This window comes from Sphingomonas silueang, assembly GCF_040049155.1.
Taxonomy (GTDB): domain Bacteria; phylum Pseudomonadota; class Alphaproteobacteria; order Sphingomonadales; family Sphingomonadaceae; genus Sphingomonas; species Sphingomonas silueang.
In genome coordinates this window covers 447,750-466,310 of the sequence record NZ_JBDZDK010000001.1, presented here as the reverse complement: position 1 = coordinate 466,310, position 18,561 = coordinate 447,750, and the positions used below count along the sequence as shown (strand labels likewise).

The following is an 18,561-nucleotide window of genomic DNA, read 5'->3' as shown; positions in this document are numbered from 1 at the left end:
GCCTCATCCAGCGGAATCTCCTGCTGGACGACGCAGCGCCGCTTGCGTTCCCCACCGTCCGGCACGTGCGAAAACTAATTTCGATCAATATCCGTGGGCGGTTTTGTTCCCGTGGTTCGCAGCGATTTCTTCGAGCAACCGCAGGCGGCGGCCCGCGGCAAATCCGATGCGGTTCACCCTGCAACGCAGGCGGAGGGCGGTTCCGTCGACGAAACCGCCCCGCCGCGACTTCTCAGATGTTGATTTCGGTCCATTCGGCCACCGACGACCCGCCACGGTTCGTCTGGTTGCTCGACGTGTGATAGGCGCCCATCTTCGCGTAGAAGTGTCGGCCGCTCTTCAGGCCGTTGTCGTAGATGGTCCCGGCGCGATCGCCGTCCGGATTCGACTTGCGGCAGGCGACGCCGTTGATGCGATACTCCGGGCTCTGGCCGGTGCTGACCGTCACGCTGATGTCGTAGAAGGTGCCGATCGTGATCTCGGGCGCGCCGGAGCACAGTTGGCCGCCTTGCACGATGTAGAATTCGTAGCGCGACGTGCCCGATTTCGGGCGGGTCGCCAACTGGGTGATCGGCTCGGACGGGCCGGAGGTCTGCCCCGCCGCCGCGACGTTCAGCACCTGCATGACGCTCAGATACTTGCCGCCGCTGACGAGCCGGAATCGCCCTCGCGCCGAGACGCCCGTGGTACTGGACGCGCCGCGCAGTTCCGCGCGACCGGGGACCGTGTCGGTGCGCTGCTGCACCGTGAAGCGCTTGCCGCCGCTGATGTTGTCGATGCGACCACCCGCGTCGACGTCGGTCGTATAGGCGAAGGCCGCGGTAGCGCTGCCGATCAAGAGCAGTACCGCTGCCGGTCGCAGCAAGTTCCTGACGCTGTTCATGTTCCTCTCCTCTTCGCTTGAAACCTTGGGGCGGTACGCTCGCCGGACGCCGATCCCGGCGGGCGATGCGCGGTTTGCCGGAAAGGGCTGGCCCCTGCCGGTCCGCGCATCGGCGGGATGCGCGAATGCCGGTGCCGCAAGGCTGCTTGCGGAGCGCGGGCGCGTCATGTCGTGGACCGGCCTGTGCCGCATCATGCCCCCCTCCCGATCGAGCCGTTCGGCTTTGTTGTCACACAACTATGCCCACATGCGAACCGGTGTCAACGAAGTTGTATTACACCTTTAACCGAAGCCGCGATCGCCTGCGTCTTCGCCCATGGCCTCCAGCCGGTCGCATTCCAAGGTTGTATTACAACCTAGGCGTTGTCATACATCTGCATGGTTGGAATCGAGGGGGCAGCGTGATGCACGGTCGGCTGATCGGAACGGCTCTGATGCTGTTGGGAACATCGTCGTGCGGCGACGGCCGCACCGAACCCGGCACGGTGACCGTGCCGCCGAACCCGTCGCCGGGTCCGTCGCCGGCACCGACCGATACGCCGACGCCTACGGCCGCCGTGCCGACCTGCCAGCCGGTAACTGCCGATCCGACGAGTCTTTCGCCCTACTCGGATCCGGCGTTCCGGCGCGTGCTCGACAACGCGCTGACGCTGCAATGGCCGGTGAGCGTCAACGCCTGCATGAACACCGCCGCGTTGCAGGCCTTCGCGATCGATCCGGACAATTTCTATCGCGACGACGCGGGGCGGCTGGTCTTCTCGTTCGCGAACGGGGTCAACGACAGTAATGCGTCCGTCACGACCCGCATGGAACTGCGCGGCGCGAACTTCGACGCAGCGGCGGCCGACAAGGTGCTGGATGCCAGCTTCCGGCTGCCGGTCATTCCGAACCGGTCGGGCAGCTTCACGATCGCGCAGGTGTTCGGCGATACGGACGGCGCACCGATCCTGCGCGTCTTCTTCTCGTCCAGCCGGGAGGGGCAGGCCAACCACCTCTGGGCGGCATATCGGCGCGGGCTGGGCGACGATAACACGAGCTTCACCGACCTCGGCGCCGCCCCGACACCCGACGAAACCGGGCGGATCAGGATCAGGTACAATATCGGCGGCGCGATCGAGCTGTTGTCGAGCGGGCTCGATTCGACCGTGCGGCTGGACGAGAACTTCGCCTTCTGGACACAGGCGGGCAAGCGCACCTACTTCAAGGCGGGTTGCTACCTGCAATCGGCGGGTGCGTGCGAGGTCCGCTTCACCGCGCTCACCTTTGATCGCTGATCCGGGTCCGGGTGACGCTCGACCCCGATCACCCCTTGCTCCAGCGATGAAACCCGGCCCGGATCGCGACGCGCACCGCAAGATTTGTTACATCTTGCGTTGCGGCACGGTCGAGAAGCGGTAGACGGTGGTCGAGCGAAACTCCTGTCCCGGTCGCAGGACGGTGGACGCGAAAGCGGAACGGTTCGGTGCGTCGGGCAGATGCTGGGTTTCCAGCGCCAACCCGGCGTATCTGGCATAGGCGACCCCCTCTGCGCCGGTTTCGGTGCCGTCGAAACCGTTGCCGCCGTTGAAAACGACGGCCGGTTCGGTGCTGTCGATCGCCAGTCGACGCCCCGACTGCGGATCCTCGACCACGGCGACCGGCAGCGGGCGGGACGCGGGGCCGTGTCGCAGGACATAGGCATGATCGTAGCCGCCCGATGCCGCGAGCAGCGGATGTGTCGCCGCCCGGCTCGCCGCCACCGCCCGCCACCGCCGGAAATCGAGCGGCGTGCCGCGCACCGATACCAGTTGCCCGGTCGGAATCCTGCGCGCGTCGCTTTCCGCATACCGGTCGGCGAACAGACGCAGGCGGTGCGCGTCGATCGTACCGCTATCCGCGCCGCCAAGGTTCAGGAACATGTGATTGGTGGGATTGAACACCGTCTCCGCGGTCGTCGTCGCCCGGTATTCGATGCGGAGTTCGTTGGTCCCGTCCATCAGGCGATAGGTGACCTGCAACGTCAATCGACCCGGAAAGCCCTGGTCCCCGGCCGGGCTGACAAGGCGGAAGATCGCTTGCGACGACGTCGCATCACGGCGCATTTCGGCGTGCCACATGCGACTGTCATAGCCATCGGGACCGCCATGCAGCGTCACGCCGTTGCGCCCGGGCGTCAGCATATGGGTCCGCCCGTCGAGAACGAACCGCGCATCGGCGATGCGCCCCGCATAGCGACCGATGATACCGCCCCACCGCCGCTGCGTCCGTTCATAGGCGGCGACATCGGGCAGCGCGAGGACGACGTTGCGACGGCGCCCCCGGCGATCGGGAACCTCCATCATCGTCAGCGTCGCACCGCGATCGATGATCGCGACGCGCATCCCACGGTCGTTGGTCATGACGATGCGGGACACCGCGACGCCGCCTGCGGTCCGCCCGAACGGTTCGACATGCACGCTCGCCGCGACCGCCGGCGTGGCCGTCGCCAGCGACAGCGCGACGAATCCTGCCGCCCTCACATCCAGAGCGTGGGTTGGCGCAGGGGCACGTTGCGGATCACCTCGCGTACGGGGGGTAGCGGCGGCAATTCGCGCCAAAGCCGTCGATAGCGATGCTGATGCAGCGCCTCCGCGCCGAACAGCAGGCTGACATGCCGGATCGGCCATTGATCGAAATATTCGACGTCATGGGGATAGGGCCATGTCCGCTTGTCGCGCAGGAACGGATACAGGAACGCCAGCGCCCCGGCCAGGGACCGGCCGTCGGGGGTCGCGAACCGCCACAGGTCGTCGCCCGGGGTCGAGGCGATCCGCGCGAGCGCGGCGAGCGCGTCGAGGTTGAACAGCGCATAGCCGAACGGCTTGGTCCGGGCGAGCTCGAGCGGCTGCGATCCGTCGGGTGCGATCTGGTCGGGGATCAGCCGCTCCCGGAACCGATCGGCACAAAAGGCTATGACGGCGGTATCGCCCGTCAGCCGCGCGAACGCCGCCGCCTGCAAGGCCCAGCAGGTACCATGGTTGTTGCGCTCGTCACGCTCCTCCGTCCCGTTGCTCGACGTCGTGAGCCATTGCAGATAGGCCGCGAACCAGTCGCGGATCGCGCGGTCGTGCGTCAGCCCGAAACGCGCCGGGACCGCCACGCCACCCGCCCCCTCCAGCACCATGACGGCCTGCGCGACCTCGACGAGGTGCAGCGTGTCGATGACGCCGATGCCGCGGCCGGTGTTCACACCGATGATCGCCTGCGCATATTGCAGGTTCGGGTTCATCGCGGTGGCAGGATCGACGAACCATGCATCGAGGAACGTCTCCGCATGCCGGGCATAGCGCCGGTCCCCGGTAAGCCTCCATGCCGCGACGAGCGCGGGCACGGCGAGGCTGAGTTCGATCATCGCATCGCGGTGCGCATCGAACTTGTCCGGGTTCGACAGGCCGTCGCGACGGACATACGGCCCGGCGGGATTTGCGGGATCGGGCCACCAGTAATCGGCCTCGGAGTAATAGTCCTTGGGGCCGCCGGGACTGCGTGGCGCGATCGCGGAGGTCGTCGTGCGCGGGCGCACCGTCAGGTAGCGATCGGCATCGGCGACAAGACGCCTGCGATCGGCATCGGACGGCCAGCGGCCGTCGGATGCGCGCGGGGCGACCGCCGCGGCGCGGTCGGCAAACGCGATCGCGACCGTCAGCACGGCGGCGCGCCGCAGCGCTTCGCGTCGCGTGACCGCCGGTACCGCAGATTGCGCCACGGCTAGCTGCGGACCCGATCACGCAACTCGGCATGGCGCCTGTAGCTCGATTGCATATGGGCGCGGGCGGCGGCGCTCGCTGCCGCCTCGTCGCCCGCTGCGATGGCGTCGACGATCGCACGGTGCTCCGCTTCGATCATCCGCGCATACTCGGTTCGACTGACGTCGCTTTCCCGGTCGAGGATGGTACGCCGCGCCGGTATCAGCCTGAGACCGAGGAAGTCGGCAAAGCGCACATAATAGGCGTTGCCGGTGGCGGCAGCGATTGCGGCGTGGAAGCGGCGATCGGCGGCGGTCGCCACGTCCTCGTCCTCCGCGCTTTCCATGGCGGCAAGATGCCCCCGGATCACGTCGAGGTCTGCCTTGGTACGGCGTCTTGCCGCGAGCGCCGCCATATCGGCCTCCACCGCCGCCCGCATCTCGAGCAGGGCGAGCACGTCTTCCAGTTCGGCGAGGTCGTCGGGCGTAACCTGGAAGGCGCGGTAGTGGACGGCGGTCGGGACATAGGCACCCGACCCGCGACGGGATTCGAGCAGGCCCTGCGCCGCGAGGCGCGCGAACGCCTCGCGGGTGACAGTCCGGCTGACCCCGAAGCGCTCGGTAATCTCGCGCTCGGTCGGATAGCGCCCGCCCGGCGGCAGGTCGCCACGTTCGATCAGGGCGGCGAACTCGGCTACCAAGCTGCCTGCCAGCGATACCGCCTTCGTCGATGCCATGGCTTCAATCCTGTAGCCGTTCGTTTGTCGGGTCAACGGCTATGCCCCAAGGCCCGGCATGCTGGCCACCCCCGCTCCCGTCCGCTCATTGGTACCGCAACTCCCAGCCGATCGTGAACGGCCTGTCCGCGCGCTGCGCCCCCGACCGGCACACGACCCTGGTCCGCATCGCGCCGATCGCCGCGCGGTATTCGGGATCGTCGCCGACCGGCGACGCCTCGCATCCCGAAAGGCCGGTGGTGCGGAAGGCGCGCACGTCGCCCTCGCCGAAGGTCACTGCCGTGCCGCTGCCCGACGGCATGCCCGAGAACGTGCCGAACGCCAGCGTCATCCCCGCAAGCGCCACCGGCGCAGCGGGGGTGAAGGTGTCGGTGCGGCGGATCAGGCCGGGTGCGAACTCGTATCGGGTGGCGACCGCGATCCGCCTGTCGGGCACCGGTGCGCGATCCCCCATGCGGTCGAGCTCGGCCTGATCGAAGGTGACGATCGTCCGCTTGCCGCGCGTCTGCACCTTCGCGTTCCGGAAATAGGCGAGCGGCATCAGCGTGGTGCCGTCCGCCAGCTTGAGCTGCGGCACCATCAGCGGTGCCGATCCGTCCGCAACGCCCTCCAGCATTCCCGGCGAGAAGGGAATCGGGAAATAGGGGTTGTGGTCGTGCTGCGACTCCGCGCCGTTGATGACCGGCAGGCTGACCAGCCGCCCGCGGTCGCGCATCGTCACGAGCAGCCGGTCGTACCCGCCCTTTGCGAACCATGTCGTGGTCCGATCCGGCAGGGCGGCGGCCAGGCGGTCGAAGTCGGGGGTCGGCGCCTTGTCGCGATAGCCGAGCCGGTTCCACCAGTCGTTGGTGTAGACGAACTGGTGCGCGAGCGAGAGGTTCTCGCCGAGGATGCGGAATTTGCCGCGATAGGCGTCGGTGCGTCGTCCGCCGTCCCACAGGTTCACCGACCCGGTCTTCGCATCGGTCCAGAATTCGACATAATGCTGCGCGGCGCTGGAGGAATAGGCGTAGGCAAGCTCCAGCTCCGGTTTCGTCAGCACCCCGGTCGCTGCCGCGGCGGTCAGCACCTCGACGATCGACGTCTCGCCATATGGCCCCAGGCTGCGGCCGTATTCGAAGCCGTGCCCCTTCAGGTTGACCCGTTGCAGCATGACGTCGGCGGACTTGCGCAGCCAGCCGAGCACCTCGGCCGGCGGTTTCTCGCCGGTCTGGAGGAAACGCTGCGCGATCTCGCCGGCGAGCAGCACGCTGTAGCGGTCGAACCGCCCCGCGCCCTCGGTCTCGTCGGCGAAGCCGAACGGGCCGGAATATTCCCGATAATGCGTCACCATCGCCGCATAGAGCCGGTCCGCGCCTTCCCGCGTCTCCCAGCCCTGCTGCGCACGCAGCCGGGCGATGGCGAAGGCGACGCAGTAATAGTTGTTGGGATGGTCGATCAGGGCATAGTTCCGGGTATCGACGAAGCTGCGCCAGTCGAGGCGGACACGGAGCTTCGCGAGCGTAAGGCGATCGAACGCCTGTTCGAGGAGACCGCGTTCGCGCAGCCGGTCGATCGCGGTCAGGTAGTAATAGATGCCCCAGCTGTCGTTGGCATCGTCGACGGTCAACCTGGCGATCTTGCGGAAATCGGCGAGGTAGCCGGGCAGCCGTGGGTCGTCCTTCGGCAACGCCGCGATGAAGTCGACGAGGCCGAGCGCGATCTTGCCGGGGAGAAACTTGTCGCTGCCGTTGAACACCGCAACGCCGTCGATGCGGTAGCCGCGCCCCTCCTTTGCGAGTCCGACGAGCAGTCGTTCCGCCTGCGGCTGGATGCGGCCCGTGACGATCGTGTTCATCGCGACGGTGCCGCCGCGGAACGGCGCGGGCGCGGCGGCGCCCGCCGCGACAGGGGCCAGCGCGCAGGATGCGGCGGCGAGATGCAGGATGGCGATGCGGCAGGCGTTCATGGCGGGGCTGGTCCTAGAGCGTGATGACGGCGCGAGGGTCACACCGTCACCGGTGCTAGGCGCGGGGTGAGAAGGTGGATCGCGGCCAGCGCGACGAGGTAGGTGCCTGCCGCCACCGCGAAGATCAGCGCGTAGCTGCCGGTGGATTCCAGCACCGCGCCGACCAGCTTTGCCATCACCATCCCGCCGATCGCCCCCGCCGTGCCGCCGATTCCGACCACCGACCCGACCGCCGCGCGCGGAAACAGGTCGGAGGGGATGGTGTAGAGGTTGGCGGACCATGCCTGGTGGGCGGCGGTGGCAAGTCCCAGGATCAATACCGCGACCCACAGGCTGGTGACGTATTGCGCAAAGAAGATCGGCGTGACCAGGATCGCGCAGCCCAGCATCGTGAGCTTGCGCGCCCGGTTCGCCGACGCCCCCCGCTGCATCATCCGGGACGAGCACCAGCCGCCGATCACGCTGCCGACGTCGGAAATGAGGTAGATCGCGACCAGCGGCGGGCCGAAGGTGAGCAGGTTCAGCCCGTACGCCTTCGACAGATAGTCGGGCGTCCAGAACAGGAACAGCCACCAGATCGGATCGGTCAGCAGCTTGCCGATCGCGAACGCCCAGGTTTCACGGCGCCCGAGGATCCGCTTCCAGCCGATCTTCTCGACCGGGTCGGCGGGATCGCTCTCGATCAGCGCCAGTTCGGACGGCTTGAGCCGCGCGACCTCGCGCGGGCGGCGGTAGATGCCGATCCACGCCACCAGCCACAACAGGCTGACCGCGCCGGTCGCGATGAAGGCCATGCGCCAGCCATAGGCCACCGTGATCGCCGGTACGATCAGCGGGGTCAGCACCGCACCGACGTTGGCACCGGCGTTGAACACGCCCGTCGCCAGTGCCCGCTCGCGCGCGGGGAACCATTCGGACACCGCCTTGATGCCGGACGGGAAGTTCCCGCTCTCGCCGATGCCGAGGATGAAGCGGGCGGCCGAGAACTGGAAGGCGGTGGTGACGAAGCCGCTCAGGGTATGGCCGATCGTCCACACCACGAACGCGATCGAATAGCCGATCCTCGCGCCCAGCAGGTCGACGATGCGACCGAAGCTGAGATAGCCGATCGCATAGGCGGCCTGGAACCAGAAGACGATGTCGGCATAGGTCGTCTCCGACCAGCCGAGTTCGGCCGAAATGGTCGGCTTGAGCACGCCGATCATCTGGCGATCGATATAGTTGATCGCGGTGGCGGCGAACAGCAGCCCGCAGATCAGCCAGCGGTACCGCCCTGCGCGTTCCGCCGCACCGACGATCGAGGGGTCAGGCTGTTGCATCGATCGCGCCTCCGCTCGCAACCGCCTGGTCGACGATCGTCGCGGCGAGCGTCAGCTCGCCGAAGGTGGCGACGACGCGCGCGCCCGGCGCGACGCGGTGGACGCCGGTGACCGCGCCGGTCGACACCCACTGGCCTTCACGCACCGTCAACCCCTGCCGCCCGGCGAGTTCGAGCAGGAACCGGACCGCGCCGTACGGGCCGTCGAGCATCGTCGAGGTGTCGCCCGCCCCCGCCGTCCTGCCGTCGATCGCGAGCGACACCGGGATCGCATCGAGCTTGTGCGCGCGGTCGGGCGGGATCGCCGCCCCCACCAGCAGCCCGTTGTTGTTCCCGAAATCGGACACGGTGACCGCAGGCCCGAGATCGTTGATCGCGCGCAGCGGCGAACTGGCGATCTCGATACCGATCGCGACGTCCGACACGACGGCGCGCGCATCGTCGATGGACCAGCAGGCGGGCAGAGGGTCGGGCAGCGCGCCGAGGCGGAGCAGGAACTCCGCCTCGGCCGCGGCGAAGCCGTCGCCGATCACCGCCATCGGCGTATCCTCGCCGCCGTTGTCGACGATGGTGTCGGCGAAGATCGGCCCCGCCAGGCGGTTCGCCCCGAACGTCGCCGCGGCGGCATCGGCGATGCGCCCGATCTTCCAGCCGCCGATCGCGCCGCCGCGCAACGCCGCGGCATGCGCCTGGATCGCGTAGGCGTCGGCGAGCGAGGCGGGCGGCTCGCCGGGGTAGTCGTCAAAGCCTTCCCCCGCACGGCGCGCCGCGACGAAGCGCGCCGCAATGGCCTGTTCTCCGGTAACGCTCAAGTGCAACTCCCGTCATTTGCCTGCGGCCGGCGGTCGCGGCCCTGTTCCGTCATGCGTAGGGATCGACGCCCGCGGCGAGCAGCGGCGGCGGGCACGCGGGCGAGGAAGGTGCCGCCGCCGCCGGAGCGGCGGCGGCACAGGAGGCAAGAGCGCAGGAACGGGCGCTCCCGCCGGGGATCACAGGCGCACCCGCGCGCCGAAGAAATACTGCGTGCCGCTGTTCGAGACCTCGGCGATGTTGTCGTAGCTGCCGCCCTTGTAGAACACGTCCTCCTGCCCGGTCAGGTTGAGCACCTGTGCCTTGAGCTGTACGTTACGGGTGAGATTGTACTGCGCGGAGAGGTTGACATAATCGGCGCCGCGCACCTCGCGGTTGGTGCCGCCGTTGGGCTTGTAGTAGCTCGACCGGTAACGATAGTTGGCGCGCAGCGACAGACCCCACTTCTCGAAATAGACCGAGCCGCTGGCGGTCCATTTGGACAGGCCGATAAGGTTGTTCGGCGCGACATACTGCGAGATCGCGTTGCCCGACGTGTCGGGATATTCGAAATTGGCGAAGGCGCGGTTGACCGAGCCTTGCACGCCGAACCCGTCGAACGGGGACGGCGCCCAGGTGAAGGCGTGGTTGCCGGTGAATTCGATGCCGTAGAGGTTGCGCGTCTCGGTGTCGTTCGCGGCGACCACCGGATTGATGATGAGGTCGGCGGTCGAACGCGGTCCCGGCCCGGTCGGGGTCAGCGTGACAGTGGTGACGGTGATCGGCACCGGCACCGTTTCGTTGCGGCCGATCACCGTGCCGACGACCCACTTGTAGTAGCCGGCAAGCGCGAACAGCGTGTCTTTCGAGGCGTAGAGTTCCAGCGATGCATCCGCGTTCCACGAGCGCAGCGGCTTCAGGTTCGGGTTGCCGGTGGTGGCGTTGAAGATGATGTTGCCCAGCCCCCCGGTGCCGGTGGACGGGTTGAGGTTGATCCCCGCCCCGAAGCTCTCGATCCCCGAGCGGGCGATCGCGCGGTAGCCCGCGAGACGCAGCTTGACCTGGTCCGACAGATCGAAGGCGATATTGGTGCTCGGCAACAGGTAGCTGTAATGGCCGCCGCGGGTCTGGGTCGTGAGCGCGCCGGCGGGGTCGACCGCGACGGTGTAGGTGTCGCTGCCCGGATCGATGGTGATGAGATAGGCCTGACGAAAGCCGATCGAGGTGATCCGCGTGTCGATCCAGCGCAGGCCGACGTTTCCCGACACCGGCACCTGCCCGAGGTCCGACCGGAAGCTCGCCATGCCATAGGCGGTGTAGATCTTCTCGGTGACGTCGATGTCGCTCGGGTCGCGGCCGTCCGCCGGATAGGGCAGCGCGTCGTCGCCGCCCGCCAGCGTGCGGAACACGCAGTCGTTGTCGAAGGTCGCCCACTGGCTGACGTTCGTGCCGAGCCCCGCCATGTACGATCGCGTCGTGAAGGGTGCACGGCAGTTCTGGTTGGCCGAGGTGACGAGCGCGGCGACCTGCGCAGGCGTGCCGGGGATCGTGTTGAGGTCGTTGTTGCGGGCGTTGTCGTTGGTGCGGCTGTGTTCCGAATAGCGCCCGCCGAACTTGAACGACGTCAGCAATCCGCCGTCGAAGAACCGCTCGACATCGATCCGCCCGGCGATGATCTCGTCCTTGCGGTCGGTGACGAAGCGGTTGCGCGCGTACACCGCGGTATTCGAGGTGGCGAGAAAGCTCGCGGGGTTGGTGACGTCGAAGCCGTTGCCGAAGGTGACGGTGGGGACGAGGTTGTCGTCCTCGTAGGTCAGCTGGTACGGCACCCGCGTGGTCGAGCGCAGCCGCGTCTGCTTCTGCGTTTCGGTGCGGCGCGATCCCGAATAGCTGGCATCGGCGGTGAACACCCAGTTGTCCGGCCGCCATGACAGGGTCAGGCCGCCGCCGAGATACTCCTCGACGCGGTTGCGCCGCTCGAGCTGGGTCTCGATGTTGGAGTTGCCGCGATAGCTTATCAGTGCGCCCGCGCTGTAGCCGTTCGTGCCGTTGCCGATGACGAGCGGCTGGACGCCGCGCAGCCCCTCGGCGATGGCGAGGACGTTGCGCTTTTCCAGACTGGCGCGGTTTGAATACTGGCCGTCGACGGCGATCTCGAACTCGGGCGTGGGTTTCCACTGGACGGCACCGATCACCGCGTCGCGGACCTCGGCGGTCTGCTGCGCACGGAAGCTGCGCGACGAGTTGGCGAAGTAATAGTCGCCGCGGGTTTCGCCGACCAGCACCGGGGTGGCGCCGGTGGAGGGGGCGACCGAGCGCGGCCCGGTCGCGAAGGTGCAGTTGGCACCCGACCCCGCCGCGACCAGCGCCGCCGCGGTGCCGCTCACCAGCGAGGGGTTGTTGGCGACGGTGTTGCAGAGCTGGAAGGTGGAGTTGGCGTTGTAGTAATCCTCCGGCGCGGTCGTATCCTGCCGCTGGTAGCCGATCGAGATGCCGATATCGCCGATACCGGTGGAGAATTTGTCGGTGTAGGAGATATTGGCGCGATAGCCGAGCCCGCTCGATTGATAGACGTCGTCGGCCTTGGGCTGGAAGTCCGTGCGGATCTCCGCCGAGATGCGGCGCTTGCCATAGTCCAGCGGCTTGAGCGACCGGAGTTCGATGATGCCGCCGACGCCGCCTTCGAGGAAATCGGCCTGCTGCGACTTGTAGACGAGGACGCCGTTGACCAGCTCCGACGGGAATTGCTGGAACGCGACCGAGCGGTCGGGGCCTGCGGTCGATACCTCGCGACCGTTGAAGGTCGAGAAACTGAGCGTCGGCCCCAGGCCGCGCACCGACAGCTCATTGGCGTTGCCCTTGAACCGGTCGGCGGTGACACCGGTGATCCGTTCCAGCGTGTCGCCGACCGAATTGTCCGGGGTGGCGCCGATTTCGTCCGAGACGAGGCCGTCCACGATGACCGAGGCGTTGCGCTTCAGTTCGATCGAGGTGCGCTGGGTGGCGCGAGCACCCGTGACGACGATGTCGCCCTCGGTCTGCGCGTCCGCCGCTTCGGCGGCCTGGGCGATCGGGTCGCCCGCAGCGGCTGCGGCTGCATCGGGCGTCGTCGTCTGCGTGGGGTCGGTCGGCGCGCCTTCGGGCTTGACCGGGTTGGGCTGAACGGTCGGCGAGGCGACGCTGCCGGTCTGGCCCTGCGGCGTGGTCGGCGCGGTCTGCTGCGCGGCAACCTGTACCGAGATAGCAGAAACGCCCAGCAACAAGGCGGCGCGGATGCTCAGGACAACCATGTTCTCTCTCCCCTGCGTGCCGCTCCTTTCAGTAGAGCCGACCCGCCGATGTTACCGGTGTCATCAGTACGCGTCAATAGTTGTATTACAACATTTGACGCATATTTTTCAGCGTTTTGCCTTGGCCAGATCGTACATGGCGGTGCCTGCGAGCAGATAGGCACCGGTGCCGTAGAACTGCGTTTCGCGCGCCGCCACCGCGTCCGGGCGGTCGCTGACCTGCTGGACCCAGCCGAGCATGCCGTCGGGCTGCACCGCCCGCTCCATCGCACCCCAGCCGCGGATCGCGGCGTCGCGGTACGGCTGCGCGGGCAGCACGCCGGTGCGCACCCCCCATGCGAAGGCATAGGTGAAGAAGCCGGTGCCGCTCGATTCGGGCGGCGTATCGGCACCGTTGGCGAGCAGCGAGGGCGCCCAATAGCCGTCGGGTTTCTGCAACGTCACGAGACGGGCGGCCATGTCGCGGAACAGCTTCAGGTAATAGGGACGATGCGGATCGTTCCCCGGCAGCGTCTCGAGGACACGGACGAGGCCGGCCATCACCCAACCGTTGCCGCGGCTCCAGAACAGCTTGCGCCCGGCTGCGTCGCGGCGGTCGAAAAAGCGGCTGTCGCGAAAGAACAGGCGCTCCGCCGGATCGTAGAGATAGTCGGCGGTGGCACGATATTCCGCATGGACGAAGCGTGCATAGCGGGGATCGCCCAGCGCCTGTCCGAGCCGGAGCAGCGTCGGCGGCGCCATGAACAAAGCGTCGCACCAGCACCAGCGGTCGGTGCAGGCGCTGTCGTTGCCCCCCGGCCGCCGCGGGACGAATTCCAGGCTGCCGGTGGGCGGGTTTGCAAACAGCGTGTCGAAATAGGCCTTGGCGGGGGCGAGCGCCGCGCGGCCCCCGCCGTGCGCCGCGGCCCAGGTCCACGCCTGCGCGATCAACTGGTCGTCGGCGTGATAGGGTTTGCGGCCCAGCTGCCACCCTTCCCGGGCACCGAGCGCAAGGATCGGCGCGGCGTAGCGCCGGTCGCGGTCGGCGAGGTCGGTCAGCGCCACCCAGAAGGTCGCCTGCTGCCAGTCGCGCGGGTTGCGCACGCTCTCGCGCGCGGCGGGCATCAGGTCGAAGCGATCGGCATGGGCGAGCTGCCAGTCGGCGACCCGCCGGGTCGAGGCGAGGATCGCGGCGGGCTGCGGCATGGTCACGGCGGCGGGCGCGGCGACGGTCAGCATGATCGGTGCGATGAGGGTCAGGGGCATGCAGTGGCTCCTCCCGTGGAGGGTTCGAGGGCGATCTCGGCGATGGCGACCCGGAGGCGGCCGGAGGTGGTCAGCGCCAACGGTTGCGTGACGCGCGACAGGTCGGCACCCGGCAGGCAGGCAAGCGGCAGCCGCCATGTCGTCCACCCCTTCCCCGCCGCCGCGGCAAGCGCCGCGGTGACGTCGCGGCGACCGGTGCAGCCGGGTCCGCAGCGCAGTTCGGCGACGACCGCCGCGGTCGGTGCCGCCTCCACCCGCCACGCGACGCGAATGGCCAGCGGGCCGGCGCGCGAAAGATCCTGCGCGCGGTCGTTGGCGAGGATCAGCGTACCGCGCGCGCGGCCGCTCCACGTCACCTGCCGCGCGTCTTCCTGCCGGTCGCGATCGATCGGGACGATCGCCACCGAACCATTGTCGGCGGCGCCGGTCACCGCCTGCGGGCTGTCGTTGGCGCCATCGATGCGGAGCGAGCGACCCGATGCGGCGCGGCCTGCGGCGAACAGCGGGCCGGTGGTCGATGCCTGGACGACGACACCGGAATCCTCGGACAACGCCTTCCATCCGGTGCGGCGCCGGGCGTCGAGGCCGTAGCCGAGCGGGTAGAGCGGCCGGTAGCCCGGATCACCGGCGTTGAGCGGCGCGCCGCGCGCGTCGCCGGGCCATGACATCGGCAACCTGCCCGTGAACGGCCGCCGCCCGTAGAGCACATCGGCGACCCCGCCGCCCTCCGATCCCGGCAGCCACGCCGCCACGAACGCATCGGCGGCGTTGAGATAGGTATTGACCCACATCGGCCTGCCCGAAAGGAACACCGCCACGGTCGGCACGCCCGCCGCGCGCAGCCGCTTCAGCGTCGCAAGGGCACCGGCGTCGTTGTCGAACAGAAGGTCCGCCCGGTCGCCCTGGAACTCGGCATAAGGCGCCTCGCCGAACACCACGACCGCCGCGTCCGGCCGGGCGGCGAAGCTGCCGTCGGGTGACAGCGTGGCGCTGCCCCCCGTCGCCCTCGCCGCGTCGCGCAACCCGGCGAAGATGGTCGTCGCGCCGGGGAAATGGCCGGGGCCGGTCCCCGTTCCCTGCCACGTCAGCGTCCATCCGCCCGACTGACGCGCGACGCTGTCGGCGGCGTCGCCCGCAACCAGCAGCCGTGCGCCGGACTTCAGGGGCAGCACGCCGGTGTTCTTGAGCAGCACCAGCGACTTTGCCACCGCCTCGCGCGCCACCGCGCGATGCGCGGGCGCGCCGAGCAGTTCGTAGCGCCCGGCATAGGGTCGCGCCGAGGGCTTCGGCGCGTCGAGAAGCCCCGCGCGCAGCTTGACCCGCAGGATGCGCCGCACCGCGTCGTCGAGCCGCGCCATCGGCAGCCGTCCGTCCCGCGCCGCGGCGAGGGTGCTGGCATAGAGCCCCTTCCAGCTCGCGGGCGCCATGTACATGTCGAGCCCGGCCGCCATCGATGCGGGGCAGTCGACGGTCGTGCAGCCGGGGACCTTCGCATGGCCGTCCCAATCGCCGACGACCAGTCCGTCGAACCCCCAGCGCCGCTTGAGCACCCCGGTGAGGAGTCCGGCGTTGCCGTGCATCTTGATGCCGTTCCAGCTGGAGAAGCTGGCCATCACCGCCTGCACGCCGGAGCCGAGCGCGGCGACATAGGCGGGTGCGTGGAGGCGGATCAGTTCGGCCTCGGTGAGGCGCGCATCGCCGCGGTCGCGTCCGTCACGGGTCCCGCCGTCGGCGAGGAAATGCTTGGCGGTCGCGATGACGTGCGGCCCACGCAACCAGTCGGCGGCGCCGCGCCGCCCCTGAAGCCCCTCGACCAGCGGCCCGGCATAGCCGGCGGCGATCGCCGGGTCCTCGCCGAAGCTCTCGTAGGTGCGCCCCCAGCGATCGTCGCGCGCGACCGCCACCGTCGGCGCGAAGGTCCAGTCGAGCCCCGTGACGCGAAGCTCGATCGCGGTGGCCGCGCCGATCCGCCGCATCAATTCGGGATCGCGCGCGGCGCCCAGCCCGATATTGTGGGGGAAGAGCGTCGCGCCGACGATGTTGTTGTGGCCGTGGACCGCGTCCGAGCCCCAGATTACCGGAATGCGCGGCAGATCGCCGTGCGGCCGCATCGATGCTGCGTAATATGCGTCGGCGAGCGCGACCCAGTCCGACGCCGGGCCGAACTCGTCACCGCCCGGCGACGAACTGCCGCCGTTCAGCACCGAGCCGAGATGGTAGCGGGCGACGTCTTCCGGCGTCGTGCTGGCGATGTCGCCCTGGATCGTTTGCCCCACCTTCTGTTCGATCGACATCCGGGCAAGGATCGCGGCTACGCGCGCCTCGATCGCCGGATCGGCGGGCGACGCCGGACCGGCAGGCCAGCGGGCGGGATGGACATCGGCGACGCTGCCCTGCGCCACGGCTGCCGCGGTCCCGGCCGCTGCCATGGCCGACGCGCACCATGCAGTGATTACCACGCGCTTCACCCGCCTCTCCCACATTCCGGTTTGACACCGGTTGCCGACATCTTCCATCGCCGATCGCGAACTGTCAACATGTTGTCGTACAACAATGGGCGGAGCGTGGCCGGATGGCCCCTCGGGCGTACCGGATGGCCGGGTTGCACGGCGACGACCCGAAGGCAGGTCAAGTCGTGCGCCGACCGGCAGCGTTGTTCCGGTCGAAACCGATCCGCCGTGGCACGGTGACGCGCCCGGAAAGTTGACATACAACTTTTCCTGTGACACCGGTTAACCGGAAACAGGGACGGAGCTACCATGTTCGATCGCACCGCCTACGCGACCCACCCCGACATGACGGCGTGCGTCAGTAACGACGAACTGCGCGAGCGCTATCTGCCTGCCGACCTGTTCCGGGAGGGCGCCGCGCTCGGGCACGCGCTGCCGGGCGATGCGTCGCTGTTCCGCCGGGCCGGGCTCGCCCCCCATCGCGGTGGTTGCCGACATGTCCGCCGTTAGGATCGTGGCAACACTCGCTTCGGCGACGCTGGTGCTTGCCGCCAGGGAGGCACCCTATCGCCCGGCGACCGCGGTCGAGCGGCAGGCGCGGGCGGCGGTTGTCCACGCCGACTATCGCCATGACGACCTCTTGTGGGAGAATGACCGCACCGCCCACCGCATCTACGGCCGGGCACTCGAAGCGGTCGAACCCCCGTCCGGCTCGGGCATCGACGCCTGGGGCAAGTCGGTCGCATGGCCGTTCATGGACCGCCAGCTGCGCACCGGCGACCAGCATGCCGACCATGGCGAGGGCGTCGACTTCTACAACGTCGGCGGCGGGCGCGGCGCGGGCGGCCTCGGCGTCTGGGCGGACAACAAGCTCTGGGTATCCCGCAACTACGCGCGCTACCGGATCGCAAGCGCCGGACCGCGCGTCGCCGACTTCACCGTCGAATATGATCCGTGGCCGGTGGGGGTCGGACGACAGGTGCGCGAAACCCGGCGCTTCACCCTCGCGGCAGGCACGCCGTTTACCCGCATCGTATCGACCATCCGGTCGCCGGACGGGGCTCCGCTGATCGTCGGCATCGGGATTTCCAGGCGCGCCACCGACCCCGTCCGCGACGGAAGCTTCCATGCCGATCCCGCGACCGGGCGCTTCACATGGTGGGGACCGGACAGCGCCTCGCACGGCGCGATGGGGGTAGCGGTACTCGTCGATCCCACGACGATCGAGCGGATCGGCGCCGATGCCGACAACCGCCTGATCCTGATCCGGGTGCGGCCCGGCCGACCGTTCGTCTACCACATCGGCGCCGCGTGGAGCCGCGACGGCCGAACGCCGGACGAGGCGGCATGGCGGCGCGAGGTCGCGACGGCCCGGGTCGACTTCCGGGTGCCGTCCGACGGCGTGCGGTAGCGCGTCGTGCGCGTTCCGCCGTCGCGGGGAACGTCGCGGACCTGCCGCCCGAGCGCGGGATCCGCATCGTGCGGAGCGCGGTTCACGTCAGACCGACAGCACCTCCGGGACCCAGGGCGGATCGACATTCAGCAGAATCGTGAATGAAATTGCTCCCCTCCCTAGAGCGTGATGACGTGATGTTGACCCATCGTGATTGTCCTGAGCCGTTCGTCGGCGAGGAGCGGCGCGCAGCGCGGGCTGGTAGCCCGTGCAAGCGGCGCGACGACGTCCGGCGGGCGGCTCGGGACAACCGCGGCGCGGCGGGCGGAATGTCCTCCGTGGCGTCGTCGCTCGTCCGTCACGGGGGCAAAGCCCCGTTCCTTCCTCGCTCCTGTCCACGAACGACATTCCGCTCCGTCACGACGGGTCAACACCACGTCATCACGCTCTAGAAGGGAGGGGCTGGGGGTGGGTCGGTCTGGGGCTGGCATAACGCTGCCTCGCGGGCCAACCCACCCCCGACCCAGCTTCGGGTAAGCAGTGCTCCGCACTGCTTAGGTCATGCCGGGGGCATGACCGGCCTGAAGCTCTTCCAGGGAGGAGAGATTCCGCACCTGCTCTGAATGTCGATTGGCCCTAGAGCGTTACCGGATCAGGTTGGATCATCGGCCCGGAGGTGATTTTGAGGTGATGCAAGGCATGAGGAGGGCGCGATGCCGACGCATCGTGACCGACGAACAACGCAGCAGCACGTCAAAAGCGCCCCGCCGCTATAGGGCGCCCACCAAAGTAATACTTCGGTGGG

General features: G+C 68.6%; 13 protein-coding genes. 3 read left to right on the top strand and 10 right to left on the bottom strand.

What is annotated here, in order from left to right:
- Positions 1–232: 232 nt before the first annotated feature.
- The gene (locus ABLE43_RS01870) at positions 233–883 is read right to left on the bottom strand and encodes a hypothetical protein (RefSeq protein ID WP_348976765.1); all 651 of its coding nucleotides are present in this window, start codon (positions 881–883) and stop codon (positions 233–235) included.
- A 434-nt stretch (positions 884–1,317) separates the two neighbouring features.
- Here ABLE43_RS01870 and ABLE43_RS01865 point away from each other — a divergent pair, with 434 nt between their 5' ends.
- Positions 1,318–2,157 carry a polysaccharide lyase family 7 protein gene (locus ABLE43_RS01865; RefSeq protein WP_348976764.1) on the top strand — a complete coding sequence of 280 codons (840 nt, stop codon included), beginning with the start codon at positions 1,318–1,320 and terminating at the stop codon, positions 2,155–2,157.
- 87 nt (positions 2,158–2,244) lie between these two features.
- Here ABLE43_RS01865 and ABLE43_RS01860 read toward each other — a convergent pair whose 3' ends face one another.
- From ABLE43_RS01860 to ABLE43_RS01820, 9 genes are all read right to left on the bottom strand, one after another.
- Positions 2,245–3,381 carry an aldose epimerase family protein gene (locus ABLE43_RS01860; protein WP_348976763.1) on the bottom strand — a complete coding sequence of 379 codons (1,137 nt, stop codon included), beginning with the start codon at positions 3,379–3,381 and terminating at the stop codon, positions 2,245–2,247.
- The gene (locus ABLE43_RS01855; protein WP_348976762.1) at positions 3,378–4,607 is read right to left on the bottom strand and encodes an alginate lyase family protein; all 1,230 of its coding nucleotides are present in this window, start codon (positions 4,605–4,607) and stop codon (positions 3,378–3,380) included. The genes ABLE43_RS01860 and ABLE43_RS01855 overlap by 4 nt, the downstream gene beginning before the upstream one ends.
- Positions 4,608–4,609: 2 nt before the next feature.
- Entirely contained in the window at positions 4,610–5,323 is a 714-nt protein-coding gene (locus tag ABLE43_RS01850; protein ID WP_348976761.1) for a FadR/GntR family transcriptional regulator, read from the bottom strand.
- Positions 5,324–5,408: 85 nt separating this feature from the next.
- Positions 5,409–7,271 (bottom strand): hypothetical protein, encoded by a 1,863-nt coding sequence (locus ABLE43_RS01845; protein WP_348976760.1) that lies wholly within the window; start codon positions 7,269–7,271, stop codon positions 5,409–5,411.
- Positions 7,272–7,309: 38 nt separating this feature from the next.
- The gene (locus tag ABLE43_RS01840) at positions 7,310–8,590 is read right to left on the bottom strand and encodes an MFS transporter (RefSeq protein WP_348976759.1); all 1,281 of its coding nucleotides are present in this window, start codon (positions 8,588–8,590) and stop codon (positions 7,310–7,312) included.
- A complete protein-coding gene (locus ABLE43_RS01835) occupies positions 8,577–9,401 on the bottom strand; it encodes a 2-keto-4-pentenoate hydratase (protein WP_348976758.1) in 825 nt (274 codons plus the stop codon). The genes ABLE43_RS01840 and ABLE43_RS01835 overlap by 14 nt, the downstream gene beginning before the upstream one ends.
- A 177-nt stretch (positions 9,402–9,578) precedes the next feature.
- A complete protein-coding gene (locus ABLE43_RS01830; RefSeq protein WP_348976757.1) occupies positions 9,579–12,668 on the bottom strand; it encodes a TonB-dependent receptor in 3,090 nt (1,029 codons plus the stop codon).
- A gap of 108 nt (positions 12,669–12,776) precedes the next feature.
- Complete coding sequence (locus ABLE43_RS01825; protein ID WP_348976756.1) at positions 12,777–13,913, bottom strand: glycoside hydrolase family 88/105 protein; 1,137 nt, start codon at positions 13,911–13,913, stop codon at positions 12,777–12,779.
- Complete coding sequence (locus tag ABLE43_RS01820; protein WP_348976755.1) at positions 13,904–16,342, bottom strand: glycoside hydrolase family 3 protein; 2,439 nt, start codon at positions 16,340–16,342, stop codon at positions 13,904–13,906. Before ABLE43_RS01820 ends, ABLE43_RS01825 begins: the two co-directional genes overlap by 10 nt.
- A 330-nt stretch (positions 16,343–16,672) precedes the next feature.
- On the opposite strand from ABLE43_RS01820, the gene ABLE43_RS01815 reads away from it, so the two are divergent.
- Together ABLE43_RS01815 and ABLE43_RS01810 are read left to right on the top strand one after the other, a co-directional pair.
- A complete protein-coding gene (locus ABLE43_RS01815; RefSeq protein ID WP_348976754.1) occupies positions 16,673–16,873 on the top strand; it encodes a hypothetical protein in 201 nt (66 codons plus the stop codon).
- Between the two features lie 4 nt (positions 16,874–16,877).
- A complete protein-coding gene (locus ABLE43_RS01810) occupies positions 16,878–17,774 on the top strand; it encodes a DUF4861 family protein (protein WP_348976753.1) in 897 nt (298 codons plus the stop codon).
- Positions 17,775–18,561 lie beyond the last annotated feature (787 nt).

What these genes read in the sequence shown, in the direction of transcription:
- ABLE43_RS01840 (WP_348976759.1), bottom strand. Translation starts at nt 8,590, where the DNA reads ATGCAACAGCCTGACCCCTCGATCGTCGGTGCGGCGGAACGCGCAGGG.
- ABLE43_RS01830 (WP_348976757.1), bottom strand. Translation starts at nt 12,668, where the DNA reads ATGGTTGTCCTGAGCATCCGCGCCGCCTTGTTGCTGGGCGTTTCTGCT.
- ABLE43_RS01845 (WP_348976760.1), bottom strand. Translation starts at nt 7,271, where the DNA reads ATGAACGCCTGCCGCATCGCCATCCTGCATCTCGCCGCCGCATCCTGC.
- ABLE43_RS01870 (WP_348976765.1), bottom strand. Translation starts at nt 883, where the DNA reads ATGAACAGCGTCAGGAACTTGCTGCGACCGGCAGCGGTACTGCTCTTG.
- ABLE43_RS01820 (WP_348976755.1), bottom strand. Translation starts at nt 16,342, where the DNA reads ATGGCAGCGGCCGGGACCGCGGCAGCCGTGGCGCAGGGCAGCGTCGCC.
- ABLE43_RS01815 (WP_348976754.1), top strand. Translation starts at nt 16,673, where the DNA reads ATGTTCGATCGCACCGCCTACGCGACCCACCCCGACATGACGGCGTGC.
- ABLE43_RS01850 (WP_348976761.1), bottom strand. Translation starts at nt 5,323, where the DNA reads ATGGCATCGACGAAGGCGGTATCGCTGGCAGGCAGCTTGGTAGCCGAG.
- ABLE43_RS01825 (WP_348976756.1), bottom strand. Translation starts at nt 13,913, where the DNA reads ATGCCCCTGACCCTCATCGCACCGATCATGCTGACCGTCGCCGCGCCC.
- ABLE43_RS01865 (WP_348976764.1), top strand. Translation starts at nt 1,318, where the DNA reads ATGCTGTTGGGAACATCGTCGTGCGGCGACGGCCGCACCGAACCCGGC.